Source organism: Calothrix sp. CBUCES-K 9914 (assembly GCF_059640475.1).
This window is the reverse complement of the sequence record NZ_JBXXZH010000019.1, coordinates 19,773-45,264: the sequence shown is the minus strand read 5'-3', so window position 1 is coordinate 45,264 and position 25,492 is coordinate 19,773. Positions and strand designations below refer to the sequence as shown.

The 25,492-nt window shown below is 38.8% G+C and carries 24 protein-coding genes and 2 pseudogenes; 9 read left to right on the top strand and 17 right to left on the bottom strand.

Annotated features, from left to right (window positions below; translation table 11 throughout):
- Positions 1-420: 420 nt before the first annotated feature.
- The 3 genes from AC2JBO_RS06445 to AC2JBO_RS06435 all read left to right on the top strand — a co-directional run bounded on the left by AC2JBO_RS06445 (position 421) and on the right by AC2JBO_RS06435 (position 1,203).
- On the top strand, positions 421-633 hold the full coding sequence (locus AC2JBO_RS06445) for a high light inducible protein (protein WP_496952807.1): 213 nt from the start codon (positions 421-423) through the stop codon (positions 631-633).
- A 56-nt stretch (positions 634-689) separates the two neighbouring features.
- Positions 690-902 (top strand): high light inducible protein, encoded by a 213-nt coding sequence (locus AC2JBO_RS06440; RefSeq protein ID WP_496952806.1) that lies wholly within the window; start codon positions 690-692, stop codon positions 900-902.
- A gap of 100 nt (positions 903-1,002) precedes the next feature.
- On the top strand, positions 1,003-1,203 hold the full coding sequence (locus AC2JBO_RS06435; RefSeq protein ID WP_496952805.1) for a high light inducible protein: 201 nt from the start codon (positions 1,003-1,005) through the stop codon (positions 1,201-1,203).
- A 137-nt stretch (positions 1,204-1,340) separates the two neighbouring features.
- Here AC2JBO_RS06435 and AC2JBO_RS06430 read toward each other — a convergent pair.
- From AC2JBO_RS06430 to AC2JBO_RS06390, 9 genes and pseudogenes are all read right to left on the bottom strand, one after another.
- A pseudogene (locus AC2JBO_RS06430) lies at positions 1,341-2,451 on the bottom strand (sensor histidine kinase).
- Positions 2,452-2,490: 39 nt separating this feature from the next.
- Positions 2,491-2,892, bottom strand: coding sequence for a hypothetical protein (locus tag AC2JBO_RS06425; protein ID WP_496952804.1), 402 nt, complete (start codon positions 2,890-2,892; stop codon positions 2,491-2,493).
- Positions 2,893-3,390 carry a Rab family GTPase gene (locus tag AC2JBO_RS06420; protein WP_496952803.1) on the bottom strand — a complete coding sequence of 166 codons (498 nt, stop codon included), beginning with the start codon at positions 3,388-3,390 and terminating at the stop codon, positions 2,893-2,895.
- A gap of 40 nt (positions 3,391-3,430) precedes the next feature.
- A complete protein-coding gene (locus AC2JBO_RS06415) occupies positions 3,431-5,185 on the bottom strand; it encodes an OmpA family protein (RefSeq protein ID WP_496952802.1) in 1,755 nt (584 codons plus the stop codon).
- A 145-nt stretch (positions 5,186-5,330) separates the two neighbouring features.
- Positions 5,331-5,936 carry a hypothetical protein gene (locus tag AC2JBO_RS06410; protein ID WP_496952801.1) on the bottom strand — a complete coding sequence of 202 codons (606 nt, stop codon included), beginning with the start codon at positions 5,934-5,936 and terminating at the stop codon, positions 5,331-5,333.
- Positions 5,937-6,204: 268 nt separating this feature from the next.
- Entirely contained in the window at positions 6,205-7,083 is an 879-nt protein-coding gene (locus tag AC2JBO_RS06405; RefSeq protein WP_496952800.1) for a nitrate ABC transporter ATP-binding protein, read from the bottom strand.
- A 108-nt stretch (positions 7,084-7,191) separates the two neighbouring features.
- Positions 7,192-9,189: an ABC transporter ATP-binding/substrate-binding protein gene (locus tag AC2JBO_RS06400; RefSeq protein WP_496952799.1), complete on the bottom strand. Its 1,998-nt coding sequence runs from the start codon at positions 9,187-9,189 to the stop codon at positions 7,192-7,194.
- A gap of 134 nt (positions 9,190-9,323) precedes the next feature.
- Positions 9,324-10,157 (bottom strand): nitrate ABC transporter permease, encoded by an 834-nt coding sequence (gene ntrB / locus AC2JBO_RS06395; RefSeq protein ID WP_496952798.1) that lies wholly within the window; start codon positions 10,155-10,157, stop codon positions 9,324-9,326.
- A 121-nt stretch (positions 10,158-10,278) separates the two neighbouring features.
- Positions 10,279-11,670 carry a CmpA/NrtA family ABC transporter substrate-binding protein gene (locus tag AC2JBO_RS06390; protein WP_496952822.1) on the bottom strand — a complete coding sequence of 464 codons (1,392 nt, stop codon included), beginning with the start codon at positions 11,668-11,670 and terminating at the stop codon, positions 10,279-10,281.
- Positions 11,671-12,404: 734 nt separating this feature from the next.
- On the opposite strand from AC2JBO_RS06390, the gene AC2JBO_RS06385 reads away from it, so the two are divergent.
- Complete coding sequence (locus AC2JBO_RS06385; RefSeq protein ID WP_496952797.1) at positions 12,405-13,337, top strand: SPFH domain-containing protein; 933 nt, start codon at positions 12,405-12,407, stop codon at positions 13,335-13,337.
- Between the two features lie 258 nt (positions 13,338-13,595).
- The gene (locus AC2JBO_RS06380) at positions 13,596-13,769 is read left to right on the top strand and encodes a type II toxin-antitoxin system antitoxin (protein WP_496952796.1); all 174 of its coding nucleotides are present in this window, start codon (positions 13,596-13,598) and stop codon (positions 13,767-13,769) included.
- 316 nt (positions 13,770-14,085) lie between these two features.
- Here AC2JBO_RS06380 and AC2JBO_RS06375 read toward each other — a convergent pair whose 3' ends face one another.
- Both AC2JBO_RS06375 and AC2JBO_RS06370 read right to left on the bottom strand, forming a co-directional pair.
- A complete protein-coding gene (locus tag AC2JBO_RS06375; protein WP_496952795.1) occupies positions 14,086-16,998 on the bottom strand; it encodes a glycerol-3-phosphate acyltransferase in 2,913 nt (970 codons plus the stop codon).
- 238 nt (positions 16,999-17,236) lie between these two features.
- On the bottom strand, positions 17,237-17,377 hold the full coding sequence (locus AC2JBO_RS06370) for a hypothetical protein (RefSeq protein WP_496952794.1): 141 nt from the start codon (positions 17,375-17,377) through the stop codon (positions 17,237-17,239).
- A gap of 464 nt (positions 17,378-17,841) precedes the next feature.
- Between AC2JBO_RS06370 and AC2JBO_RS06365 the strand changes: the two genes are divergently transcribed.
- Complete coding sequence (locus tag AC2JBO_RS06365; protein ID WP_496952793.1) at positions 17,842-18,807, top strand: SGNH/GDSL hydrolase family protein; 966 nt, start codon at positions 17,842-17,844, stop codon at positions 18,805-18,807.
- Between the two features lie 345 nt (positions 18,808-19,152).
- Here AC2JBO_RS06365 and AC2JBO_RS06360 read toward each other — a convergent pair whose 3' ends face one another.
- A complete protein-coding gene (locus AC2JBO_RS06360) occupies positions 19,153-19,335 on the bottom strand; it encodes a hypothetical protein (RefSeq protein WP_496952792.1) in 183 nt (60 codons plus the stop codon).
- 170 nt (positions 19,336-19,505) lie between these two features.
- Between AC2JBO_RS06360 and AC2JBO_RS06355 the strand changes: the two are divergent.
- Both AC2JBO_RS06355 and AC2JBO_RS06350 read left to right on the top strand, forming a co-directional pair.
- Positions 19,506-19,874: pseudogene (locus AC2JBO_RS06355) on the top strand (glycoside hydrolase family 70 protein); the annotation flags it as partial.
- 134 nt (positions 19,875-20,008) lie between these two features.
- The gene (locus tag AC2JBO_RS06350; protein WP_496952791.1) at positions 20,009-21,112 is read left to right on the top strand and encodes a hypothetical protein; all 1,104 of its coding nucleotides are present in this window, start codon (positions 20,009-20,011) and stop codon (positions 21,110-21,112) included.
- Positions 21,113-21,122: 10 nt separating this feature from the next.
- Here AC2JBO_RS06350 and AC2JBO_RS06345 read toward each other — a convergent pair whose 3' ends face one another.
- The 5 genes from AC2JBO_RS06345 to AC2JBO_RS06325 all read right to left on the bottom strand — a co-directional run bounded on the left by AC2JBO_RS06345 (position 21,123) and on the right by AC2JBO_RS06325 (position 23,941).
- Entirely contained in the window at positions 21,123-21,674 is a 552-nt protein-coding gene (locus tag AC2JBO_RS06345; RefSeq protein WP_496952790.1) for a Uma2 family endonuclease, read from the bottom strand.
- Between the two features lie 87 nt (positions 21,675-21,761).
- Positions 21,762-22,667, bottom strand: coding sequence for a HEAT repeat domain-containing protein (locus AC2JBO_RS06340; RefSeq protein WP_496952789.1), 906 nt, complete (start codon positions 22,665-22,667; stop codon positions 21,762-21,764).
- 96 nt (positions 22,668-22,763) lie between these two features.
- Positions 22,764-22,988, bottom strand: a complete 225-nt coding sequence (locus AC2JBO_RS06335) for a DUF8630 family protein (RefSeq protein WP_496952788.1) — start codon at positions 22,986-22,988, stop codon at positions 22,764-22,766.
- 132 nt (positions 22,989-23,120) lie between these two features.
- Positions 23,121-23,285 carry a hypothetical protein gene (locus tag AC2JBO_RS06330; RefSeq protein ID WP_496952787.1) on the bottom strand — a complete coding sequence of 55 codons (165 nt, stop codon included), beginning with the start codon at positions 23,283-23,285 and terminating at the stop codon, positions 23,121-23,123.
- 182 nt (positions 23,286-23,467) lie between these two features.
- On the bottom strand, positions 23,468-23,941 hold the full coding sequence (locus AC2JBO_RS06325; RefSeq protein WP_496952786.1) for a DUF29 domain-containing protein: 474 nt from the start codon (positions 23,939-23,941) through the stop codon (positions 23,468-23,470).
- A gap of 166 nt (positions 23,942-24,107) precedes the next feature.
- On the opposite strand from AC2JBO_RS06325, the gene cpeY reads away from it, so the two are divergent.
- Entirely contained in the window at positions 24,108-25,373 is a 1,266-nt protein-coding gene (cpeY, locus tag AC2JBO_RS06320) for a C-phycoerythrin alpha-cysteine-82 phycoerythrobilin lyase CpeY (RefSeq protein WP_496952785.1), read from the top strand.
- Positions 25,374-25,492: the final 119 nt, after the last annotated feature.

Genomic DNA, 25,492 nt, shown 5'->3' with positions numbered 1-25,492 from the left:
CCTGTTTTGGGCATCTCTCGCTAGTTGGAACCCGACTCCAGCGTTAGATAGAAATATATTTATCCTAAGTACTGTCTTACTCAAAATTGCTTTGCTTGTATTCTAGGGCGCCCTAAACACTTACAACTCAAGCCAATATTTCAGGTTTGTCTCAACAAAACGTTACATTGGTTACATTTTGTTACATTTTCGTTTTTTTAACTTCCTGCGGGTGGATATTTTCACGTAAATACTATTGAAAATGATAGTCCACAAGTGCAGGGATGTTGTGCCTACAGACAGAAAGCAAATAAATTTTTAGCAGTTAAAGTTAAAACAAGATAGAAACAAACAAGCCAACTAATTAGATTAAATTCAGTTTATTAAATTAATAAATTTAAGCTAAGAGGTTGGGGTAGCAAGTTATATTTAGGGGAAAAAATGGAAACTCGTGAAACTCGTCCATCCAGTGATTTACCACCAGTAGCTAAAGAATATAATGGTGTAGACCGTAACGCTTTTCTGTTCGGTAATACTCCTCAAGCTGAGTTGTGGAATGGTCGCTTGGCAATGATTGGATTCCTTGCTTATTTACTTTGGGATTTAGCTGGTTATAGTGTTTTACGCGACGTATTACACTTGATTGGTTACTAATTAATAGTTTTTAATCGATAAATACACAGAACACAAGCAATAACAGGGGAAAAACAATGGAAACTCGTGAAACTCGTCCTTCAAGTGATTTACCACCAGTAGCTAAAGAATATAATGGTGTAGACCGTAACGCTTTTCTTTTCGGTTTCAATCCTCAAGCCGAGTTGTGGAATGGTCGCTTGGCAATGATTGGATTTTTAGCTTATTTGCTTTGGGATTTAGCTGGTTATAGCGTATTACGTGACGTATTGCACTTCATTGGTTATTAATAACTATCTTTAGATTCTTAGATTCCCGACTTCTTTAAGAAGTCGGGAATCTAAATGAAAACCTACATTGAAAAGATAACTAACAACAAGAGATAAAATTATGCAAACTCGTCCTTCTAGCGATTTACCAAAAGTTGCCAAAGCTTATAATGAAGTAGACCGTAATGCTTTCATGTTTGGTTGGAATCCTCAAGCCGAACTTTGGAACGGTCGTTTGGCTGCGATTGGATTCCTTGCTTACTTACTTTGGGATTTAGCAGGTTACAGTGTAATACGTGATGTATTAAGTTTCCTTGGGTAGGGTGCGTAACGCTATAACAATATATCAACGAAGCGGATAATTTTGTAGCGTTACGCACCAGAAATATCAAATTCATAAGGTGCATGAAGGCTACCAGATGCTTGCTTCGTTTAAAAATTGTTGTAACGTCACGCACCCTACGTTGGTTTTGGTAAGCGAAACCAAAAACGTGAACCATTCTCTGGACGGGGGGAATAACCTATTTCACCACCCCAACGTTCAACGGTAATTCTACAAAAATATAGTCCTAGTCCGATACGTCCAGGTTTGCTTCCCTGAGAAAATTTTTGAAATAAGTTTGCAACTTCATTTGCTCTGACACCACTCCCCTCATCGTCAATAGCCACAAAAATAAACTTGCCATCTTGTTTTAAGTTTATTAGTACCGTGGATTCACTTAGACTATGACGAAATGCATTTTCTGCCAAATTTGATATTACTCTTTCTAAACGTGACTTATCTCCTACCACTCTCCAGTCTGCTGTCGTATCAATATTTGGTGCCTAACTTTAATTTGACTTTACTAGAGGTAAAAGTAGGAGTCAAAATTTGTATAACTTCTTGAGCAACACTTAAAATGTTAGGGGCATTATCGATATCAACGTAAAATGACTCAAGCGACTGCACATCAGCAGAAAATGCGTCTAAAACTTCTCTAATTAACATTTCTTGTTTTATTGATTGTCTGCGACCTATTTCTAAACGCTCTTTACCTTTAGCAGTTAAGTTTTCAAACTCTAACAAAGCTAAACAACAATTAATACCGCTTAGTTGTCCGGCAATATCATGAATAATACAATGAATTAATATTTCTTTTTTCTGATTCTCTTTAACTAATTGATGAAAACTTAATTTATTTTCGCGCGCTTTTTGTATAATCGATAATTTTTCTTGGTAATCTCCATCTTGCAATTCAATTAATAAAATTTTTTGATCATTCAGACAAATTGCAGAAGCTTCAAAATAGCGCTCGTTACCTCTTATATCGCGTTCTGCCCATGCACCCGACTTAAGTTGCCCAGCATCTCCTTGAATCCAAAACTCTTCAGCATCAATTAAAAAGTTCTCTAAAAATGGAAATTCTTCTTCAGGTATCAATAATTGCATTCCTGATTGAAGATGTTGACAACAAAATAATTTTAACCAAGTAGGCACTGTTCCTGTTATTCTAAAAAAACCAGGTTCTAAACGCTCTAAAATTAGAATATCAAGCACAGCAAATAAATCTGCGGTGATGGAGTTACTCATGATAATCACATCTGTTTTTAATAGTAATTTACTGATAAACTATTGATTCAGGACTTTAGAAATTTTCTCCTGTAAAAGTACTGAATCATTTGCATGTTGCTGAATAATTGATAATTGCATTTCATCGAGTGTGGCATCTAATAGTAATACCCAGTCACCTTCTTCAGAAGGAAACATATGAACATCTGCACAAATACCTTCTTCTGTTTTTATACGAGGTAGAAATAAGGGAACATCATCCAGTGGTAAAAGACCTTCTAAAAAGAAAATTTGCTGCCCAGCATTTTTCCCTTTTTGTAAGTTACTGACTCCGTAAGCTGCTAGTTTACCCCCCCACGCTGACAAACCACCATCTTTTTTAACTAGAAGGAAGGCAAGTGAACGATTTTCAAGCAGAAGACTAATTAAATAAGCAATTACGGGAGTGGGGACATTGAACATTTATCCCTCCAACATACTCTTAGCAACCGTTTGAAAAACTTCTTCTACTCCTTTTCCTGTTTTTGCGCTGGTTTTGATTACACTCCATCCTTTTTGTATTAAGTCATCAATTTCATCTATCTCTATTTCCCACTCATCACTTAAGTCTGATTTATTAACAACAAGAACAAATGGAACTTTACCGATAGTTTCTTCGACTTTGAGTTGTAAACCAAATGCTTTTTCCAAAGTACTGCGTCGAGTTCCATCGACTACTAATAAGTAAGCTGAAGAACCACGTAGATATGACATACGTACTTTTTGAAATTCGTCTTCCCCATATAAATCCCATAAAATAAAATTTAACTCTTTATCGTTATAATTAATAGTTTTTTTATCAATTTTTACACCGACTGTTGTTTGATATTTTTCCGAAAAGATGCTGTGAACAAATTGCGCTACTAAACTTGTTTTCCCTGTTGCAAATGACCCGACCATACAAATTTTTTTTTGAAGCATATTATCGCTGCGTTCTTTAGATTACTATTGATTTACTCGATTAATCTATGAAAACTTTTAGGCTAACTCTGCGGGCGCCTGACATGTCTTTTTGATTTGTTGCAGGTTTTGTTGAACCGACACCAATATCACTTAAGTATGCTTGATTTATTCCTTGGGATATTAAATCAACTCGAATCTTCGACGCGCGCTGTTGACTAAGTTGTAGATTTTCTTCTTTACCTCCTGTTGGACTAGTGTGTCCGATAATTTGTATTTTGACATCTTTACTAAGGTATTTTGCTGTTTCGAGCAATCTCTGAACTTCGGTAGCAAGTTTTTGTAACTCAGTAGTGTCAGAAGCAACTAATTCTGTAGAACCATTTTTGAATAATAATACTCTTTGTTCGATCTGTTTTTGATAAGTTTTAAGCTGACTAATATTCAAATCAACAAGATTATTTTCCTGATATTGCGTGACTCCGGGAATAAAACGCCAAGATTTTTGTGTGTTTAATATCCATTGCCTCGGCGCCGAACCTGTTGTTGTTAAAGTACCTTCGTTAAAACTGAGGGATACGCTTTTTGGCGGTTTGAGTAATTTTTGCGCGCGGAGTACAACAAACTCAGGTGACAAGGACAAATAAGGTTCCCACTTACCAATTACAGTTTCAGGTTTAATATAGCGAGACAAAATCTTGTTGGGGTCAACAGCATCTGGGTCACGCATCCCATTTATTATAAACTTACCGTTTCGCTTGGATGTTTTTATAACTGTAATTCCAGGCTGTGATTCTAGATTTTCGATTGCTGCATTCCATATATATTGTTCGCGAATCGTCAAAAACCCCCAAACACCTATAGCTAAAATTATTAAGCCAACTAAAGCGTATACATAAGTATAATTTTTAGATGCAGGAACTTTGTAACGAGCTTCCAAACAATTTTCAAGGTAAGGTATAGCTTGCGTAAATGGTTCTGTTTCTCCGTCAAACGTTTGAAGTTCATGGTCAAGTCGCAAATGAATTTTTTCTATCGCGTCCTGAAAAATTAATCTTAACTCGTGAGGCGCCGAACCGCGAATAATTCCAGCTAATACAGAAAAAGGTCCTTCTTCGATCCAAATTGTTAGTTCTCCAAATTGGAGAGTTTGCAGCATTTCATCTTTTTGAACGTTGAAAGAATCTTTTATAAAATCTTGTATTGCCGTCAGCATTGCGGATATCAAATCTGGGTCTTGTGACGCTGTTTGGGGTGCTACAATGTGTTGAAGTAATAATCCTGTTTTTTTATGAATTAAAAATACTTGCTCTACACGGTAAATCAAAGTTCGCAGCATTACAACCTCAGCAAACGATTTACCTGTTTGCCGAGCTTCTAGGCGCCATTTAAAACTCTGAGGTGATAAACTATGTTCAAGCGTTTGATTCATTGACTGAACCATTTCGTTGAGAGCAAATGCAATCGAACGTCGAATTGCAGGCCCAATAATTGGAAAAATCGTATCTGAAAGGATATTTAAGTCTTTTTTTATTGAAGATTCTATCGCTTGCTCAATAGTCGGAACAATTGCTTCACTTAGCTGCCTATCTTGCACCGTTCGCAGTATTACAGCTTGCGGTAATATTTTACTTATAGTTTCAGCTTTAACTTCGATTTCGTCGATATGCTCGTATATATGATTAAGCTTATAAGTCTCAATTCCTAACAGTAAACTACGTAGCTCCTCTAATTCTTCTGGTTCAGAAGTGTTTTTTTGATATTCCTCGTCGTAATGCGGGTACTTACTCGATCCATTTGTAGAATTCTCACTCATTTATCAACTTCCCCAATTTTTCAAAAAGATGGTGTGCAAAATAATCATTCACACTTTTTGGACACCAAACTTATTCTTTCACACCATTCTTGTATAAGGAGATACATGCACACTTTTTTGTTACTGTTTTCTCATATAACTAATTTTACTGTGAATTTAATCGAATTGCGATTTCGCTCAACAAGTTGGCTAAAGTCGAGCGGTCTGTTTTGGAATTACGCAAATCTGCTGACTCACGCTGTAAAGCTGATAGTATTTCTTCGTACTTGTGTAAAATATCGTTTTGCAAATCTTTTGATTGATTGAGTATTTGCTCGCGCAACTCACGTTGATTAGTGTTAATGTTATCGTCGAGTTGGGTTATTTTTCTTTCTAAAGCGCTAGTAACCTTCTTGCTATCTTCTATAATTACCCTTAAACCTTCATCACGTGTACCTTGCTCGTTAACAATACGTTGTGATAAGGATTCTATTTCTTGCTTGATATAATTTTCGATGCTGTCTAAGCGTTTTCTCGTATCTTCACGTAGATTGACACACTCTTTTAACAAACTTTCTTCCAAACGGGCAAGTTTCTTTTCAACTTCCCGCATCTGATTACCGAATAAAATGTCTCTAACTTTGTCTAAGCTATTAACTTCGTTGACGTTTTGATTTTGAAATCCAGATTTACTACTATTTTGAATTGAGCCTAGCTGTGCGGCATCGATAAAGTTATGATTAGCTTCACTGGGCATGTCGGGCGCCTGCATAAATAATTCCTATATACTAATGAATGTTACATCCCTCATAGATATTAGATTGAGTCAGTACTTGAGTCAAAGCTTTTATCAGAGAGACTCGATATAGATTAAACGTAATTGCTACATTTTACCCTACCTGAGTTGGAGATTAAAGGTGAAGATTTCACAAACGTAGATATTAGAGCTTACACAATAAAAAAAGGTAAAATTTTGCAATTCTACCTTGATGTATATCTAATTAGTGCTTGATAATAGCTTGATGCTATAGAAATAGGTTTTAACCAACGTCGTCGTGTGCAAAACGGTTGAAGAGGAAGTCTAGAGCATAGTTACGTAATTTGTAGTAGCGTGGGTCGTCCATGATCCGCGCGCGGTCTCTGGGACGGTCGAAAGGAATTTCCATGACTTCGCCAATTTTCGCGTGTGGACCGTTGGTCATCATAACGAGCTTATCAGCAAGGAATAGTGCTTCGTCGATATCGTGAGTAATCATCAGTACGGTAGCACGGTTGTCGCTCCAAATTTTGAGCAACTCTTCCTGTAATTCTTCTTTTGTGATCGCGTCTAAGGCACCGAAGGGTTCATCCAGAATTAAAACTTTCGGACGGATAGAAAGCGCGCGTGCAATAGAAACCCGTTGACGCATACCACCCGACATTTGCATCGGTTTCTTTTCCATAGCGTCCGCAAGTCCAACCATTGCTAAGTTGTCGCGCACGATAGCTCTTTTTTCTGCTTCGGGTTTTTCAGGATAAACAGCGTTAACAGCTAAGTAGATATTTTCAAAAGCGGTTCTCCAAGGTAGCAGTGCATAGTTTTGGAACACTACCATCCGGTCGGGGCCTGGTTTAGTAATAGGTTTGCCTTCGAGTAACACCTCACCGCTTGTAGGGTGGTTAAAACCCGACACCATGTTAAGCAGCGTAGATTTTCCACAACCGGAGTGACCAATTACACAAATAAATTCCCCTTGATATACGTTTAAATTTACACCATCGAGAACTGTGAAGGGTCCTTTCTTAGTTGGGTAAACTTTACTAACATCTTTAATTTCTACATATGGCTTTTTACCGCTGGCAACTGAGGCGCCGCTTACAAGAGGTTGTCCTAGTCTATCTCTCACGGATTCGTTAACTTTAAAAGTGCGGTTTTGCATAAGTTTAATATTGGGGGAAGGAAGTTGAGTAATTTTTAACTGGTAAGGTGCGTGACGCGACTAGATTGTTGCTTCGCATTTTAATTGTTATGGCGTCACGCACCCTACTTACGCTGCTTGACGTGTTGGTGAGTCGAGAATGACTTCGGCGATGGAGAAATCTTGTTTTATCTTGAGCTTATTGAGATAGTCGATAGGGTTGTCGGCGTCAAACGGTGTGCCATCAAATAATTTGATAGGTTGGCGAGTGTAGCTGATATCTAGCCCAAGTTCACGTGCGGCAGTACTGAAGACACGAACGCGACATATCCGTTCGACAACTTCTACCCAGTTACGTGGGAAGGGTACGTCACCCCAACGCGCGAGTTGTGTCATAATCCAGATTTGCTCGGTTCGACTTGGACGATTAACTGCTGATTCTGCGTAAAACTGGTGGTGAGCGTACTCAACCTGATGATCTATGTCGCATGTATCGGCATAATCACCGAGTTGAATATAATCGATATCAGTGCTTACATATTCTGGTCGAGCCACGATACGACGAACTTCTTCGCTGTTTTCGGGTAACGAACAGTAGTAGCAAGCTTCGAGTAATGCTTTTGTTAAAGCTATATGAGTATTAGGATATCTTTCTGCCCAGTCTTCACGTACACCTAAAACTTTTCCAGGGTGTCCTAGCCATACTTCAAGGTCGGTTGCGATAGTAAAACCTGTACCTTCTTCGGCAGCACGGATATTCCAAGGTTCCCCTACGCAGTAACCGTCGATACTACCGTTTTGTAAATCGACAACCATCTGAGCAGGCGGAATTGTTTGAATATGTACGTCTTTATCTGGGTCTATACCACCTGCTGCTAACCAGTACCGTAGTAATAAGTTATGCATGGAAGCAGGGTGTACTACGCCCATTGTATGACGTTTGTTACGAGTTCGCAACAAATAATCTTTAAAATCAGATAACCCTTGAACACCTTGCTTCAAAAAGCTCTTGTTGAGAGTAATGGCATTACCATTACGAGTCATTGTTAAAGCGGTAACTACAGGTATAGGTTTGTTGCGGTGTCCACCTAAAGTCATCCACATGGGTAAGCCAGAAGGCATTTGGGCAGCATCAAGATACCCAGCAGCAATACCATCTACAATACCGCGCCAGCTAGTTTCGCGCACGAGGTGAACATCATCTAAACCGTGTTTTGCGAAGAAGCCTTTTTCTTTAGCAACAGCAAGAGGAGCGCAGGCAGTTAATGGTACAAAACCAATTTCTAAGTTAACTTTTTCTAAACCGTGGCGTGATATTGCTGCTGTTTTGCGCGCGCGTAGTTTTTTGATACGTTTTTGCTGGTTGAGGAAGTAAATCATTTCACTTCGCAAGCTGTAATAGCTTGGGTGTTCAACTACTTCCATACGTTTGCGAGGACGGGGAATATCAACTTCGAGGATATCACCAATTTTTGATTCTGGACCGTTGGTAAGCATCACGATACGGTCAGATAGTAATACTGCTTCGTCAACGTCGTGCGTTACCATTACAGCAGTTACTTCGTTTTCTTCACATATCTGCATTAACTGCTCTTGTAAGTTACCTCGTGTCAAGGCATCCAAGGCGCCGAAAGGTTCATCGAGTAATAATAATTTGGGTCTAATGGCAAGCGCGCGGGCAATAGCAACACGCTGTTTCTGACCACCTGAAAGCATTGTAGGTGATTTGTCCGCATGAGGACGTAAACCCACCATATCTATATGTTTTTCAACAATTGCTCGACGCTCACCAGCAGGTATACCCGGCATAACTGCATCAACAGCCAAGGCAATATTTTCGCGTACCGAGCGCCAAGGTAATAAAGAATAGTTTTGGAAAACTACCATCCGGTCGGGACCTGGTTTGGTAATTCTTTGTCCTTCCAAAGTTACAAGACCCTCGGTTGGCAAATCCAAACCAGCAATCATATTTAATAAAGTTGACTTACCGCAACCAGAGTGACCAATTAAAGATACAAACTCACCTTTTTTAATTTGAAGGTCAATACCTTTTAATGCAACGTACTTGCCACCACCAGTTAATTCAAAGACCTTATCGATTTGATCAACACCTACAAAAAGAGACATAGCTGTAATTTCGGGGGTAAAGTTTTATAAAAGTTGAAAGTGCTGAGTGCTGAGTGCTGAGTGGGGATTAGGAGTGAGGAGTGAGGAGTGAGGAATTTTAACTAACAACTCAGCACTCAGCACTCATAACTAAATTATCTTTCAGGAGGAAGAATTCTTCCTTGAAGCCATATCATAAATTTGTCGAGCAACAAACCGACAAGACCGATGTAAACTAGCGCCAAAATAACTTCACTAACGTTGTTGTTTTGGTAAGCGTTCCAGATGAAGAATCCAATTCCGACGATACCTGACATTACGATTTCTGCCGCAATAATTGCTAACCAAGCCAAACCAATCGCAATTCTTAAACCAGTGAAGATGTAAGGTAGTGCAGCAGGAATTAAAATGTTGAAGAAATATTCTTTTTTGTTGAGTTGTAGAACTTTGGCAACGTTGTTATAATCGCTAGGAATTTCTTTTACACCTACCGCAGTGTTAATTAAGATAGGCCAAATTGAAGTGATGAAGATTACGAACAGTGCAGCAGGTTCGTTTTGACGGAGTGCTGCTAAGGAAATTGGAACCCAAGCAAGAGGAGGTACGGTTCTTAATAATTGGAATAAGGGGTCTAATGCTTTATTGATGGTTTTGTTTACACCAATCAAAATCCCTAAGCCAATACCAACAATTGCTGCTAAAGTGTAGCTGATTGCTACCCGTTGCAAGCTACCTAAAATCTGCCAGAATAAACCTTTATCGATACCACCCTTATCATAAAAAGGGTACAAAATTAAAATCCAAGTGTCTTGAATTACTTGTATTGGTCCAGGTAATGTTGCTCCGGGTATCCAAGAAAATAGCTGCCATACAGCTAAAAATACTCCGATAGCAATCGCTGGGGGAACTAATTCTGGAATTTGCTTTTGTATACGCGCGGCAAAACCGTTACCGTCCATTGCAACCGGTCGTCTTTGTGCAGTAGTCATTGAATTATCTCCTTGGGGGTTATGAATTGTTAATGGAAGAACTTTTATTCTTGGCTTTAATCTGTCTTCCATTAACTAATAGAAATTGGGGATTTAAAATAAACAAACGTAAACTGTACTCTTACGCAACCTTTTTGAGTTTAAGGCTCTTGAGGTACTCTTCGGGTTTTGCTGGGTCAAATTTCACACCATCGAAAAACTCTTCTACTCCGCGCGATGTGTCGGTTGGAATATCTGCTGCTGCTATATTCATTTCTTTCGCAGCTTCTTTCCAAATATTTTCTTTGTTAACTCGATCAATCAACTCCTTAGCTTTAGCGGCGCCGTTAGCGAGGTAGTCTTGTGGTAAGAAACCCCAGCGCACGTTTTCAGTTATAAACCATAAATCGTGACTCTTATAAGGATATGAAACGCTTCCTTTTTCATCCTTCCAATAATATGCTGCTAACTTCTTATCATCAACTTTGCGTCCATCTCCCATATCATACTTACCTTGGAAAGGATCTGCAAGAATCTCAGCAGAAAGGTTGAAATAATTACGTCCAGCTAATATTTCTGCTGCTTCTTTACGATTGTCAAAATTATCTAACCACTGCTGTGCTTCCATAATTCCCTTTAACAATGCTTTGGTAGCTTTTGGATTTTTGTCAACCCAGTCTCCTCGCATTGCAAAATATTCTTCAGGATGATTTTTCCAAAGCTCTGCTGTTAATACAGCTAAGAAACCAATTTTATCTTTAACGATGCGATAAGGCCAAGGGTCACCTGTGCTGAACGCATCCATTGTTCCAGTCTTCATGTTCGCTACAGTTTGTGCCGCAGGTACTGTCAACAGTTTGACATCCGAATCTGGATCAATACCACCTGCTGCCATCCAGTAACGAATCCATAAATCTTGGTTGACATGTGGGAAGGTAAATGCAGCTGTGAAGGGAGTCGATGACTTTAACTGACTAATTAAACCTTTGGCACCATCTAGTTTTACTCCAAAACCTTTACCCGCGTGCTTGCTAGCTATCGCAACCCCATTCCCTTGTGTAATTAACTGACACAGTACATACATAGGGATTTTTTGATTACCTTTGGTAATTAAACCTTCACTAATCAAATGAGGCATTGGCATTTGCCATTGTCCACCATCGATACCACCACCAGCAGAACCAATTTCTACGTTATCGCGCGCGGAACCCCAAGAAGCTTGTTTAGCTAGTTCAACATCGGTCATTCCATACTTCGCAAAAAATCCTTTTTCTTTCGCGATAATAAACGGCGCCGATTCCACGATTGGAATATAACCAAGCTTGGCTTTCGTTGTTTCTGGTTTCTGCTCAGGACTAATATTGGCAACTGGCACTGCGGTGGCACCAGTACCAGACGATGAACTGGTAGAAGCACTGCCACCACTAGTTTCTGGCGGATTTCCCAAACAACCTTTGAGTAATATTGCACTCGCAGAAACACCTGCTGTAACGATGAATTTTCTACGAGAAACTTGCTTGAAAAACTCCGACATAACATCTCCTGTGGGTAAATATCTAAATTTTGGTAGGGCAAAGCTAGCAATCGAAACTGAGTGTTTCTTGCGCGAATAAATCAATACCAATTATTTTTTTTATCGTTGCCATTCGCTCAACCAATAACAGCACGCAATCAGTTGAGAAGCACTTATTTGCATACAGTTATTTCAATCACGTTAACTTTCCGTGTTACTTAGAAACATTAATTAACGTTGTTTCATTTAGCTTACAGTGTTTCTTGTCATTTTGGTCATTTTGAACCAGCAATTATTAAATAAATATTAGATTGGATATATAAGTAAAAACTTATATATCACGCGAAAAGTACCCTTAGCTTTTCAATGCATATTATTTAACCTATGCTGATAATTTTAATTCATCTATGCATCTATCATTTTTGGTTACATTCGCTTACATTATAAAGATAAATTAAGAAATATTTATATATGTAAATTGTTAATTTTATAACTGGAGGGTTTAATCACCAAGGAACTATCATCTATGCCAGGTATTACTTTCATCGATAATAACGAGACATTTTTTGCAGTCTTCATCACGATTTTGCTTGCCATAATTACTTTCAGTACAGTTATAGGCTGGATGGCGCCTAATTAGGACGGGCGAGGACGCCCATCCCACAAAACGCCCATCTGACAACACCCCATTCCCACAAGACATTTTTTTTGATGTTATAGTGATATCATAATGATAACAAGATGGTATTATGGTTATGGAACAGAACATTAAGGAATCTACAGCATTCAAGCTAAATGGCTTCGTAATGCTAGCTATAGTCGGTGCCGTTTCTTTATTAGGCGCCTGGTATTTGTGGAACAGCGTCCACGGATTGGAAAGTTTTCTACAAAGAGGTTTAAAAGTAGCTGATTTTATTGGTGATGATGCGGTAGCTGAGGCAATTGCTTGGTTGGCAGCTATATTATTAGTTGTTGTGATTCCATCGATATCTGGGTTTTTTAGCGTCGAACCCAATAATGCATTAGTACTTTTGTTTTTTGGTAAATACGTCGGTACGGTTCGCGAACCAGGTTTTTGGTGGACAAATCCTTTTGCGAACAAGTACCAGATTTCGTTACGAGTTCGTAATTTTAATAGCAAGATAATTAAGGTTAACGATGCTGAAGGAAGTCCAATTGAAATAGCTGCTGTTGTTGTTTGGCGAGTTGTAGATACGGCGAAGTCTAAATTTTCTGTCGATGATTATCAAGAGTTTGTCGCTATTCAAAGTGAAACAGCAATTCGGGCTTTGGCTATTCGGTATCCATATGATACGCCAAACGATACTCCTTCACTGCGAGGAATACCCGATGAAATAGCCCATGCACTCAAACGTGAATTACAAGCGCGGTTAGAAGTAACGGGAGTAGAGGTGATAGAAGCACGAATTTCGCACTTGGCATATGCTCCTGAAATTGCCCAGATGATGTTACGGCGCCAACAAGCTAAAGCATTAATTGATGCACGGCGCCAAATTGTTGAAGGCGCCGTGGGTATGGTTTCGGAAGCTCTAAACCGTTTGAGTACTGACCAAATGATTGATTTGGATGATGAACGCAAAGCGTCTATGATTAATAATTTGTTGGTTGTACTAACTTCCGAGCAAACCGCGCAACCAGTTATTAACACAGGCACTCTTTATAATTAGTAGTTTATATGATTATTTTTCACGTTCGTTGTAAGGACTTCAGTCCTTAATTCTGGAGGTTTAAAAAATCGAACCGCAAAGGGCGCAAAGCACACAAAGAAAGAATGATTAAGATATAACGCAGCAAAATTAACGACTCTCCGTCCTTACTACGAGCATTTCACTAATTCTAGGGTAGGCACCGTCAGTAGTGTCTCTCTTATCTCTCTGTGTACTCTGCGTCTCTGTGGTAAATATATATTGCTAAATTTAAAAACAATGAGCGAGAAAAAACGATTTCTGTTGCGTTTAGATTCCAGACTTTATGAAGTTTTGGAAAAATGGTCAGCAGATGACTTGAGAAGTGTCAACTCCCAAATTGAATATCTTCTTAGCGAAGCAGCAAAAAAAGCTGGGCGTTGGAATCAGGATAAAGACAAATCTAAGGACTAACGACAAATATAGATATTATCGTGAACGCACAACTACTTTCTATAGTTCCAGTTTACATAGTCAAATATAGACAGACTACTACACCTGGGTTTGAGCAACACCTTTTTTATCATCGACACGATAGAACAAAGGTGTTATTTGCCTTGGATGTACTACCAGACATCCCCTATTCCTCTCTACAATTCCTTGCAAGCAAGAAAACGAGTTTGGAATTACTTTTCGCCCAATATTGAATGCTCCTTATCTCTTATTAAACCCTTAATCATAACAACAACAACAGCGTAGCTGATATTAAGTTTTATCATACCTGAGATTATCATCTTGGTCTTAAATCATTATCTATTTCCACAATACCCCTTGAACCATCGATTCGCACTCGTTGACCATCTTGTAAGACCCATGTAGCATTTTTTACGTCCATTACTGCGGGAATTTTGTACTCGCGGGCAATAATGGCGCCGTGAGAAAGTCTGCCACCAGCATCTGCGATGATTCCTTTGGCTCGTATTAAAATAGGCGCCCATCCAGAATCTGTATAAGGTACGACTAATATTGTGTCATTATCGATTTCCGGAACTTCTTGGAGATTACGCAATACTTTAACTCGTCCTTCAGCTTGTCCAGAACTTGCGGGGATACCGTGCATAACTCGGTCGGGTGCAAGAGCGGGCATTAAAGTGGGGATAATTGTTGGAGTACTACCGTAAACAAGTAAAGGTGGGTTGAGTAGTCCGTCGCGTTCGAGTTGAGAACGTCTACGGTAAATTAACACCTGCAAGCGACTGACTTTTTCATGGTCAGTCGCTTCTACAAGTTCGCGCACCTCGTTAAATTCCAAATAGAAGATATCACCTTTTTGTTGTAGAATACCCGCGTGTATAAACTTGTTTTCTAAAGCGATAAAGCTCCAACGTAAATAAGCAAGTAGACGTGAGTATACTTCGGTGACTTTTCCTTTCAAGTCTACGCGACTTTGTACGAACAGAGGGCGTTTTTTGCGTTTGTTTACACTCACATTTTCTGAAAGCATAAACTGTACAAATAATCTTTTGATCTTTTCGGGTTCTTCTCTCCAAGTGGGAATAGCAATATCTGTACCAACTTCGCTTAAGTAACCGTACTTTTTTAATAAATTCTCAAACTCTGTTAGAACTTTTTGTCCTTCCGTTGAAACTGCTAAGTCCTCAAATACGTTATCTGGATCAAATTCTGGTACACCCGCGCGACTTTCAACTGCTTCTGTTGGAGGAGCAGACAGTACTTGTTTTGCTTGTTGTGCTAACTTTTGTAAAGCACGTACTGCCCCAACTTCAGGAGTAACACTATTATCAATATCTGTGTCTTTAGCTTTAAATATTGCTTGTCGTAGTGCTGCGCTCAACGGCGCCATAATACTGTAATAAGTTGCACGTTGTAATAGCTCTAATATATAGTCAATACGCAATATTAATTTGGCTGGGTCTAAATCATCAATCATTTCCTGTGATAATTGTGACAACCCTATTGCAAAGCGACGCTTATTCTCACGCTGAAACTCTTTTTTTAACGATAGTTCTCGTCCTAATAACCGTAATAACCCAGGTAAATTTCGTAACGTTGTCTGAATTGGTGGTGATGACATTTTGGCGCCGCGCGTTAAAAATTCCAAGCTTTCAGGTGGTAAACCCATACGCAGGAAAATTTGCCCAAGTAGCGTAGCGTTAAAGTAAGCGTGGGAAAAGTGAAGCGTAGCAGTATCGTTAAAATCTAAACCTATCGAACGTTCTCCTAAAACAGAAGCAAATATTCCTCCCCAAACACCACAAGTTAAAGGACGGTTAATAGACCAAGTTAAAGGACGAATTAACCCAGGTATAACTTCAGCGGCAATTTTGCGAGTCCAAATTGGGAGTAATGTAGTGATAGGACGTGCTTGGAGTACCCATAACGTTTGACCATCGTAACTCCATTCGATATCTTGAGGAATACCGTGATAGCGTTCTTCGATATGACGAACTAGATATGCTACTTGCTTGATAATGATTGCTGGTACTTTTCCTTGTCCTTCAAGGTGGATAAATGAAACGTTGTCACTTTCAACGACAAACGCGCGGTACTGTTCAGGAGTGACGCGACCAGATACTACTTGGGTGGGACTTCCCGGTAATGCTTCAATGACAATGGCATCAACTTCTTGGGTAACTGGGTCACGACTAAATGCCACACCCGAATAAACGCTACGAATTTGCTGCTGTACTAAAACTGCCATTGTAGCTTCTTGAAGATTTCGGTCTTGCCGATACTGAGCTGCTCCAGGGCTATTGTACGATGCGATTGTGCGCCCGATAGCAGTTTGTAATTCTTGTTTAGTCGTTACATTTAAGATGCTTTCGTACTGTCCAGCAGCAGAAGCGTTTTCTGTATCTTCACCAACTGCCGAAGAACGAACAACTAAGGGTGATAATTCTGAGGGTTGGAGGAAATTAATTATTGACTTTGGGTCTTTGTAAGGAAGTAATACCCATCCTTTTGGAACTGGATAACCCCAACGTTTAATTTCTGCAAGTCTCGCAGCTTTGTTACCAACATAAGCAGCGTCTAGTTCGTTGTCCAAAGTTAGAATTGAGTCATCCAGACCACGCGCGTAATTCATTATCGCTTGCGAGTCGGGACTTGCTTGGGCTACAGGTAATTCCATATCATCGGGAATTTGCTTGTAAATCCATCCTAACAAACCTGCGAGTCCAACAGCTGCTACCAATCTAAATCCATCTTCTGGATGAAGAACGGTAACAATAATCGGGAATAGAAATAAAATCCCGTATTGAGCAGCTTTTCGTGAACGAATAATTGAGAAACTCACACCAGCAAGCAACATCACAAAAAGTGCTGCGAGAGGGTCGTGAACTATAAAACCCCAGACAACATTTGTTGTTCCGGCGCCTTTACCAATCCAGTATCTACCTAATACTAATGTAATTAAAGCTAATAATTCCCATGCCGAACCATCTGGGAATACAGCGCGCGCGAGTAAAACGGCTGCTATTCCTTTAAATGCTTCTGACAATACTGCTAACATTCCCACTAAGGTTCCCCCGTGGTAAAACGCAGCTGAGACACCAATGTTACCAGTACCTAGATGTGCTAATTGCTTCTTTGATAACAACTGGGTTATCCAAGCAATTAACGGAATGGCGCCCAAGAGTGGGCAGATAACAAATATAACCAGTAAACCCCAGAGTTCAAGCATCCTAAAGAGTGGATTTTAGACCTGTCTTCAATGTAAAAGCTAAAATCCTAAAAGTAATATATTTTTTGATTTTTAGCTTGCATAAGTATATATGCTCATGGATATTTTTTAATCGTTTTTGTGAGATATTATGACATATGTGTATATTGCTACAAAATATAATTGTAGAGATGCGATTTATCGCATCTCCACTCTAATGGTTTATAAAAGCAAAATTATACTAGACTTTGATCAACATTTAACTTACAGCATAAGCTGATTGCAGTGCCCAGAGAATCAGGGCAAAAATGGAGCCTAACAGTATCACAGTTGAAATTGTTACAAGCTTTGGAGAGTCGGCGCCATCGAATTTCATGATGCCACGGTTTAAGTCGGACATAGTGTTATTATCCTATACAGACTGATTAAGGCGGTTTGCCCGATTCGATTGTAGTCCAATAACTCGTAATCTGATGCATTCCTTTATATGGATTTTGACTTTGAGTTACAACATTTCACATCACTATAATTACCGATGTTCAAATTCATATAATCTGTATTTTGTATCCACGTTTCCACGTTCCCACACACCCACGTTTCCACGTTCCCACACCCTAGAAGGGTGGGGCTATACGAGCAAAGCCTGCCTTCGCAGGCTAAAAAAGCTTATTTTTCGTATTGTTGATAATTTTATATGTTTTTTAAAAATTATAAATATCAGTGTAAATACGCTGGTGCAAGGTGTGAGATAATCCGTGTTTTAACTGTCGCACTTTTGTTCAGATTTTGCTAATAATTTGTATAATATATAACATCTAACTGGAATATTTTTATAATTACTTAATGATTGAAGGGGCTAGGCAGGTGAAAATTATGCTGGTGACGGTTTTGGCTGTATTTGGATTATTTATAGCGTTTGAAGTTGGATTACGGCTTATACTTGGATTTGGTAATCCATTACTTTATATTGGTGATAATTCCATTGGTTATTTACTCGCACCTAACCAGCGGACTCGACGTAACGGTAATTATATAGAGATCAACGAGTACTCGATGCGTGGGGCGCCGATACAGAAAACACCACAAGCTTCTACCCTACGAGTATTTCTGTTGGGAGACTCGATAGCTAACGGTGGATGGTGGACTGACCAAGGAAATACTATATCGAGTTTAATTAGTAGCTTAATGATGCAGTCACTAGGAAATAGTGACTCGATAGAAGTATTGAATGCGTCGGCAAACTCTTGGGGACCACGTAACGAACTTGCCTATTTACAGAAATATGGAACCTTCGGCACCCAAGTGATTGTACTCTTAATTAATACAGATGATTTATTTGCCACTGCTCCCACATCATTACCAGTAGGACGCGAAAAGAATTATCCTGACACAAAACCACCACTTGCGTTAGTCGAAGTGTACCAGCGTTACATTCAAAAATCTGAACCCATACCTGAACTTGAAAAAGTTCGCCAGGAAGGGGGTGATAGAGTCGGTATTAATTTAGAAGCAATAGCAAAAATTCAAGATATTGCTAGTCAGTGCAATAGTAAATTAGTCTTAGCTATGACACCTTTAAAGCGAGAACTAGGGGAACCAGGTTCTCGTGACTATGAAATTAAAGCGCGCGCAAGACTTGAGGAGTTTACGAAGGAAAGACAGATTAATTATATAGATTTTCTTCCTTTATTTAATGGGCGCCAGGACTTTGCGAGTTTATACCATGACCACATCCACTTAAATTTAGAGGGTAATAAATTTGTCAGCGAGGTGATAACACAAAAGGTATTAGAGACATTGCAGCAAAAATCAACTTTGCAACGGATGTAACGGATGTAACGGATGTAACGGATGTAACGGATGTAACGGATGTAACGGATGTAACGGATGTAGGGTGCGTGACGCTATTAACAATTTTGAAACGAAGCTAGCATCTAGTAGCGTCACGCACCTTAAAAGTCTACTACTGCATTATTAAAGTTTTTAATCGTGGAGATTTTGCTGTTTGCCGTAACTTTAATTCAACAGTTGTATCATTTCTCAAGTAAATAAAGGATATTCAGTATTTGTAATTAGAAAATATCGCCTTTTTATTTTTACTATAGGTATATATTTTAACTATTAATCATTGCCACAAGCGCCAAAACTAAGTTAAAACAAGCATCGGAACAGTTTTTAGGTATTTTGTTTTGAGGAGGATATGACGCTTGCTGCTATTTTAGCAATAACCATTAACGGTACTACCTGTTGACTGTAACTAGTAGTACCAAATTGCGCCATTTGAACAATAATCATTAACGGTACTACCTGTTGACTGTAACCAGTAGTACCAAATCGCGCCGTTTGAGCAACAATCATCAACAGTACTACTTGTTAACTTAAATCAGTAGTAGTTTTGGGGTATACTAAAAAACACGCAAATTAAAAACTTGATAATATTAAAGTTTACAAGTGCGGAGATTCTACTGTTTGCCATAACTTTAGTTTAAAACTTGTATTATTTATTATCCCAAAAAAGAAGATTCAGCTATGGTATTTATGATTTGTACGATTTAGGAGAATTTGATCAAAAAGGGTCTATCCGCACTAAGTATGGAACTCGTCAACAGTATCTCGATGCTATTAAAGCACTCCACAAGGAAGGGATGCAAGTTTATGCTGATGCTGTTCTTAACCATAAATTAGGCGCCGACTTACCCGAAGTCTTTAAAGCTACGCCTTTTCCACAAGATAACAGGCAAAGTCCCAAAGGCGGTTTAGAAGAAATACGCAGTTATACCCATTTCCATTTTCCTGGGCGCCAAGGTAAATATTCCCAGTTTGAATGGCATTGGTGGCATTTTGATGGTGTTGATTATAATCAGTATAAATCTTATGACCGCAGCACTGTCTATGTCTATCCGTTGTATACGTTGCCAATTTATACTTATATCAACGTCAAACTATAAAGTCATATATTTAAGATATAATTGAATTTTACAATACTATTGAACTAATAAAAAATTTGAGAATACCTGCCCTTTAAGATAGTATGAAAGTAAAATTGCCAGATTTTGATGCCCTTGTAAAGGAAGTAACGAGTGATAACGTTTCTTTTGAACGTCTCCAAGAATTATCTCAATGTAATATTGACTTGGCGCGCGTAATCGCCGATAATCCGGCATCACCACCTGAATTACTGAGAACGATGGCAAGACGTAGGGATAAAGCTCTACTTAAAAATGTTACCGCGAACCCTAACACACCTACAGAAGTATTATTCAAGCTGGGCAAAAGATTCCCTGAGCAATTTCTCAAAAATCCGATATTGTCGCTGTTGTTACTGGAGAACCCCAGCTTTTTCCGGGAAATGCCTCTAAATATACTTTATAGTTTGCGTGATTATATTTTAGAGCAGTGTTATTGCGCTTCGACGACTCAAGAAGCTGAGACACACAATGGGTTGGCGCCAGACTTTGTTTTGCAACAGCTGATCAAACATCAAGACTTATCGCTTCGTTTCTGTATCGCCAAACATCCGAACACACCTTTAACTGTTTTAGAGCAGTTAGCAACTGATAAATGTAATCATCACCGATACGGTGTTGCGCTTAATTTTAATGCACCACTTCACTTACTAGAGAGATTGGCAGAAGATAAAAGTAATTATGTTCGTAATTGTGTTGCTAAAAACCCTCATATCTCTATGGAGCTTATATTAAAATTGGCAAACGACCCGGATATTGATGTGAATGAAGCTATCATTTATAATCCGCAGGCGCCGAAGCAAACTATAGATACTCTTTTAGATAAATTTAGGCAGCACAAATACAGCGAATGTATCCTTGCTCGAATTGGTGCAAGTGAAGAAGTTAGCGCTTATGTACTAGATGAGCTATCAACATGCGATATTCGCAGAGTACGCATTTGCGTTGGAGGGAATAGAAAAACACCGCAAAAAACGCTTAGGAGAATGGCGCTTGTTCAAAATGAGCATTGGTTAGTATTGAAAGAAATAGCTAGAAACTTAGCTACTCCGATTGAGATTTTAAGACAGATGGCACAAGAGCGTAGAATTAGTATTCGCGAAGCGGCTCTTGATAATCTTAGAATGAGTGACGACGTTAGAACTGCCTTGCTTAATTGGCAACGTTGAATCACAATAGCTATATACTGAACATTTTTTTGACTTCTATCTGTATGTTTGGAAAAGCAACAGGTGTAATCAAACCAGCACTTAGCTTTACTTCTGAAAGGTATTGATTTGAACTGCGGTTGCGAAAAACGATAAGTTGTGAATTTTGTAAATCAACAACCCAATACTCTAGAATACCAGCTTCTGCGTAGGCTTCCTTTTTGGCGCCCAAATCTTTCTCTAAAGTTGTATTTGAATATTCCACTACCCAATAAATATCTTCTGGGTATGGATGATGTGCAAGGTATTGTCCTATGGGGGAAACAACAATTGCTATATCTGGTTCTGGCTCAGAATTGTTGGGTAATGTTATTGGGTGTCTTTCTCGAATTGTAGCGAGTGTACCCAGTTTTAGACGTAAGTATTCAACAGCAGAACTGCTATATACTGCATGTGGTTCCCGCTCTGGAGGCATTTCTACTATTTCCCCTTTTAACAATTCAACACGGCGCCCAGTTAATATTCCAGCAGTAATCATTTGGTGGTAATCATCAAGTGTCCATAATGCTCTAGTTATAGTCATGTTTCTATCTCGCTTTATCCTACACTAATTTATGTACATAAGTACTAAAATACTTACTACGAGCTTTCACACATACTAAATTATGTACTAGTAATCCTCATCCTGTTCTAAGAGTTTTTCTAATTTAGAGATTGCTAATTTTATCACGGCTAATACTGGCGCCTGTTTTTCGTTAGTTAAAGCTGTTTGTAATGGTTGTATCGCGCGGTCATCACCTATCTTCATCAACGCTAGTGCAGCAGCTTTACGAGTTTCCCAGTCTTCATGGCTTTGTAGCAACTCAATTAACTTAGGAACGGCAGGTTTATACTTTAAGTTACTTAATGCAGTTGTAGCTTCGCAGCGCACAAATGACACTTCATCATCTGTTGCCTGCATCAAAATATCAAGCGCGTTTTCTTCACTGTTTTCTTGACTCATAGCAGCTATTGAACCAATTACAGCAGCACGCACTTCTGGCGAATTCGATTGTATCTCTTTATATACATACTCTTTTGCTCCGGCGCCAACAAATGCTAAAGCCCATGTCGCTAAACCCTTTGATGTTTCTGGATATTCTGATGAAGCTATAATTTGTAACAATGCTGGTACTGATGAAGAACCTGTTCGAGCTAAGGCGCCTACAACTGAACCTCTAACTACAGTATCTTCATCGTTTAGCAATGAATTAACTAATGTTGGCACGGCAGTAGGGTCTGCTATTAATGTTAATGTTTTAGCACTGGCTCGACGTACAACTACGTTAGGATGATTTTTCAGAGCATCAAGCAAAAATGGTGTCGCTGGCTTACCTATATCACCTAATGCTTCTGCAAAACTTAGTCTTATTAAACCTCGCTTATCCCCCAAGCTCTCAACCATCTGTTGTAGAGTTTGTCTGTTATTTATATCAAATGTCTCATTATCAAGTTGCTTGCTAACAACTTCGAGCAGCGCGTCTGTCTCTGTTTGGTCAAGAACGTTTTGGTTTGATGCTGGATGCGAGTTAATCATAATTGTTTTTTATAGAAAATTTTTAATTTAGGGCACCTCTGTGGTATAAAATTTTTACCACAGAGACACACTAGGTACAGAGAGGAGTTATTTGTATTAATTACTTGCTGTCAGAGCAGCTTGCTGTGAGCGTAGTGCTTCGAGAGTCGCGTCTATTCTGGCAAGTTCTGGCTCAAGTTGTGCCATGACTGTTTTTTTCATCAACTTAGCTCTTTGTGCAGTTTCCATTGTTTCACTGACCAAGCGCTCGCGATATTCCTCATACTCAGCGATAACTTCAGCCAGTTCTTCAGCAGTTGGTGTTGGTTGTTGGTCGCTCATATCTCGTTCCTAAAGACTTATCTATATATTTCGCTGTTTAATCCTTATTGATATTCGCAGAAGAACGCTATACTATGCAATGGTGCCAATAATATAATTTCATCAATTATTATGTACTAATGAATTGTAAAGTTATATTACTTTATTTATAATTTCATTATCTTGCTCAATTCCTAGCTCCTGTTTAAGGTCTTCGATACTTTGAGGTTTTATCTTACCTGTTTTTGATTCCTCAATAGCTTCTATTAGCCGAATCGCGTTTTTTGGTGAACGTAAAAGATACACTGTTTCAAGCAAACTTGTTAAATCTGATTCAGCAATTAAGGCTACATTTTCACCATGATCACGGTTAACTATATATACCTAACGACTTTCTACAATCTTCTCTAATAATTTTAAGAATTTACTATAGGCTTCATTTGGAGATATGATTTGGTAAGATAGCATAAAATATGTACAGGTTTAATTTATTTATTAGACTACTCTAAATCACTTGGTTCACCAGGGTAAAAGCTGTCTTCAAGAATTGATGTCATTGTGTACGGATTATTTGACGGAAATGTTTCTTTCGGTAAGTTTGTTTCCCCCATAGCCAAGTCTTTGGCATTTTCATAAGCTTCTAAGATGGCGCCATCTATATATGATTTTAAACTTGGGTTGTCTTTAAGCAAACGTGATATATCGCGACGCTGCACCCTTATTGTTGCTAACCAGCTACGACTTCGGTTTTGTGGTTGGTATTGCCATTTTAGTAAATGTCCTATTAATATGCTTAAACGATTTCGGAGTTCTTGTCGTTGCTGTTTACCAAATGATTCAATCTCCTCAATTAAGTTGTATAGGTCTATTTGACTCCATTCCCTATTGCGGAGTAAAGATGCTTGTTCAATAGTCCATCCGTAAAAATCAGTTTCGTAAAGTTTTGTTTCTTTACTCGTTTCTGGTGTGTGCATAAAAATTATTTGTTACCCGCGACATCTGGATTTTTGGCCGCATGTCAATAATAGCGTAACTAATCTTAGCATTACGACAAGTAAAATTGGTTAAGCTTTTGTGAACGGTTTACAAGGTAGGATAATGAAGGTTACACTACATACTTTTTAAAACACGTGTATATCAATGGATAAGCGCTTTTTTAATATCTTTGGACTCACGGAAGAACAAGCTATATCTATCATAGATACTCCACTTAAGCAGCTTGAAGACCCTTCAGATAAATATATTGCGGTTTCTCACTTAATTAATTTCCCAACTGAACAGTCGGTTGCTGCTCTAGTACGCGCGATAGAAACGAGCAACCCCGAAGAACTCGATGAGCGCATTGTCCGACGCAAAGCTGTGGAAAGTTTAGGACGTTTACAAGCTCATGAAGCGTTACCTGTTATTCGTGAGTGTCTCAAAGATGATGATATTTATACCGTTGAGAATGCTGTATGGGCAATTGGTGAAATCGGTGCCTCTGACTCTGATACTCTCGAGCAAGTAGCACAATTACTCGATAAAGAAGGACAAATATATCGCGTTATCATCCATACTTTGGCTAACGCTAACTATAAACCTGCCTTAGAACGTGTCAAAAAATTTACCTTAGCTTCCGATGAACCTACTCGTAGCGCTGCTATTGCTACTATTTGTCGTTTTACTGGTGATTATTCCGAAATATCCAAAGTCACCGCATTATTACAAAGTTCTAACGTCAACGCGCGACGGGGTTGTATTCAAGATTTAATTGACTCACGCTATTACAAAGCTATCCCTGATATTGCTCGCTGTCCCGTTTCTCTCGTTTTTCGGTTACGCGCGATTCGTTTACTTGCTAATGCAGGTGTACCAAGTGGAGATATTAGCTTTGCTGAAATACAACCATATTTAGAACAAGTAATACGTGATAACCCTAACGATTTGGATTTAGTACACGAATATGATGTCATACCCGTAATAAATTTTGTTATCGGTGAACTTTACGAAACTGACTTTGGTCGTTGCTACTTGGCTACAAAAACCCTAGTCTCTACTTACCCAACCGAGGCGCCTGCTGCTTTAATGTCTACATACACTGATAGAGCATACAACGATTACGGCGCCCACTATCACGTGATCAAAGCTTTAGGGTGGTTAAAATATGCACCTGCTTATGACTTACTTATCGAAAACCTCCACAACCGTGAACCTCAATTCCAAAAATCTCGTGCTGCTTGCGCTATCGCACTTGGTGAACTCTCTGATAAACGCGCTGTTAGTGAATTAGTTGCCTGCTTGAAATCTCCTATATGGGATTTAAAATATGCTGTTTTGATGGCATTAGAAAAATTAGGTGATACAAGTGGTAAAGAAATTGCAGCTAATGATACAGATTGGTTAATTCGTGCAAAAGCTGATTGTTAAGAATTGTTAAGATAATCCTGTATTCTTGACTTTCAACGCGAAAAATGTAGAGATACGATACCCGTATGTATCTCTACATATTATAATTATGTTTTCACAACAATTTACAAAATAAACGC

Excerpts from the sequence above, each read along its gene's own strand:
- AC2JBO_RS06445 (WP_496952807.1), top strand. The coding sequence starts at position 421 with ATGGAAACTCGTGAAACTCGTCCATCCAGTGATTTACCACCAGTAGCT.
- AC2JBO_RS06440 (WP_496952806.1), top strand. The coding sequence starts at position 690 with ATGGAAACTCGTGAAACTCGTCCTTCAAGTGATTTACCACCAGTAGCT.
- AC2JBO_RS06435 (WP_496952805.1), top strand. The coding sequence starts at position 1,003 with ATGCAAACTCGTCCTTCTAGCGATTTACCAAAAGTTGCCAAAGCTTAT.
- AC2JBO_RS06425 (WP_496952804.1), bottom strand. The coding sequence starts at position 2,892 with ATGTTCAATGTCCCCACTCCCGTAATTGCTTATTTAATTAGTCTTCTG.
- AC2JBO_RS06420 (WP_496952803.1), bottom strand. The coding sequence starts at position 3,390 with ATGCTTCAAAAAAAAATTTGTATGGTCGGGTCATTTGCAACAGGGAAA.
- AC2JBO_RS06415 (WP_496952802.1), bottom strand. The coding sequence starts at position 5,185 with ATGAGTGAGAATTCTACAAATGGATCGAGTAAGTACCCGCATTACGAC.
- AC2JBO_RS06410 (WP_496952801.1), bottom strand. The coding sequence starts at position 5,936 with ATGCAGGCGCCCGACATGCCCAGTGAAGCTAATCATAACTTTATCGAT.
- AC2JBO_RS06405 (WP_496952800.1), bottom strand. The coding sequence starts at position 7,083 with ATGCAAAACCGCACTTTTAAAGTTAACGAATCCGTGAGAGATAGACTA.
- AC2JBO_RS06400 (WP_496952799.1), bottom strand. The coding sequence starts at position 9,189 with ATGTCTCTTTTTGTAGGTGTTGATCAAATCGATAAGGTCTTTGAATTA.
- ntrB (WP_496952798.1), bottom strand. The coding sequence starts at position 10,157 with ATGACTACTGCACAAAGACGACCGGTTGCAATGGACGGTAACGGTTTT.
- AC2JBO_RS06390 (WP_496952822.1), bottom strand. The coding sequence starts at position 11,670 with ATGTCGGAGTTTTTCAAGCAAGTTTCTCGTAGAAAATTCATCGTTACA.
- AC2JBO_RS06385 (WP_496952797.1), top strand. The coding sequence starts at position 12,405 with ATGGAACAGAACATTAAGGAATCTACAGCATTCAAGCTAAATGGCTTC.
- AC2JBO_RS06380 (WP_496952796.1), top strand. The coding sequence starts at position 13,596 with ATGAGCGAGAAAAAACGATTTCTGTTGCGTTTAGATTCCAGACTTTAT.
- AC2JBO_RS06375 (WP_496952795.1), bottom strand. The coding sequence starts at position 16,998 with ATGCTTGAACTCTGGGGTTTACTGGTTATATTTGTTATCTGCCCACTC.
- AC2JBO_RS06370 (WP_496952794.1), bottom strand. The coding sequence starts at position 17,377 with ATGTCCGACTTAAACCGTGGCATCATGAAATTCGATGGCGCCGACTCT.
- AC2JBO_RS06360 (WP_496952792.1), bottom strand. The coding sequence starts at position 19,335 with ATGATTGTTGCTCAAACGGCGCGATTTGGTACTACTGGTTACAGTCAA.
- AC2JBO_RS06350 (WP_496952791.1), top strand. The coding sequence starts at position 20,009 with ATGAAAGTAAAATTGCCAGATTTTGATGCCCTTGTAAAGGAAGTAACG.
- AC2JBO_RS06345 (WP_496952790.1), bottom strand. The coding sequence starts at position 21,674 with ATGACTATAACTAGAGCATTATGGACACTTGATGATTACCACCAAATG.
- AC2JBO_RS06340 (WP_496952789.1), bottom strand. The coding sequence starts at position 22,667 with ATGATTAACTCGCATCCAGCATCAAACCAAAACGTTCTTGACCAAACA.
- AC2JBO_RS06335 (WP_496952788.1), bottom strand. The coding sequence starts at position 22,988 with ATGAGCGACCAACAACCAACACCAACTGCTGAAGAACTGGCTGAAGTT.
- AC2JBO_RS06325 (WP_496952786.1), bottom strand. The coding sequence starts at position 23,941 with ATGCACACACCAGAAACGAGTAAAGAAACAAAACTTTACGAAACTGAT.
- cpeY (WP_496952785.1), top strand. The coding sequence starts at position 24,108 with ATGGATAAGCGCTTTTTTAATATCTTTGGACTCACGGAAGAACAAGCT.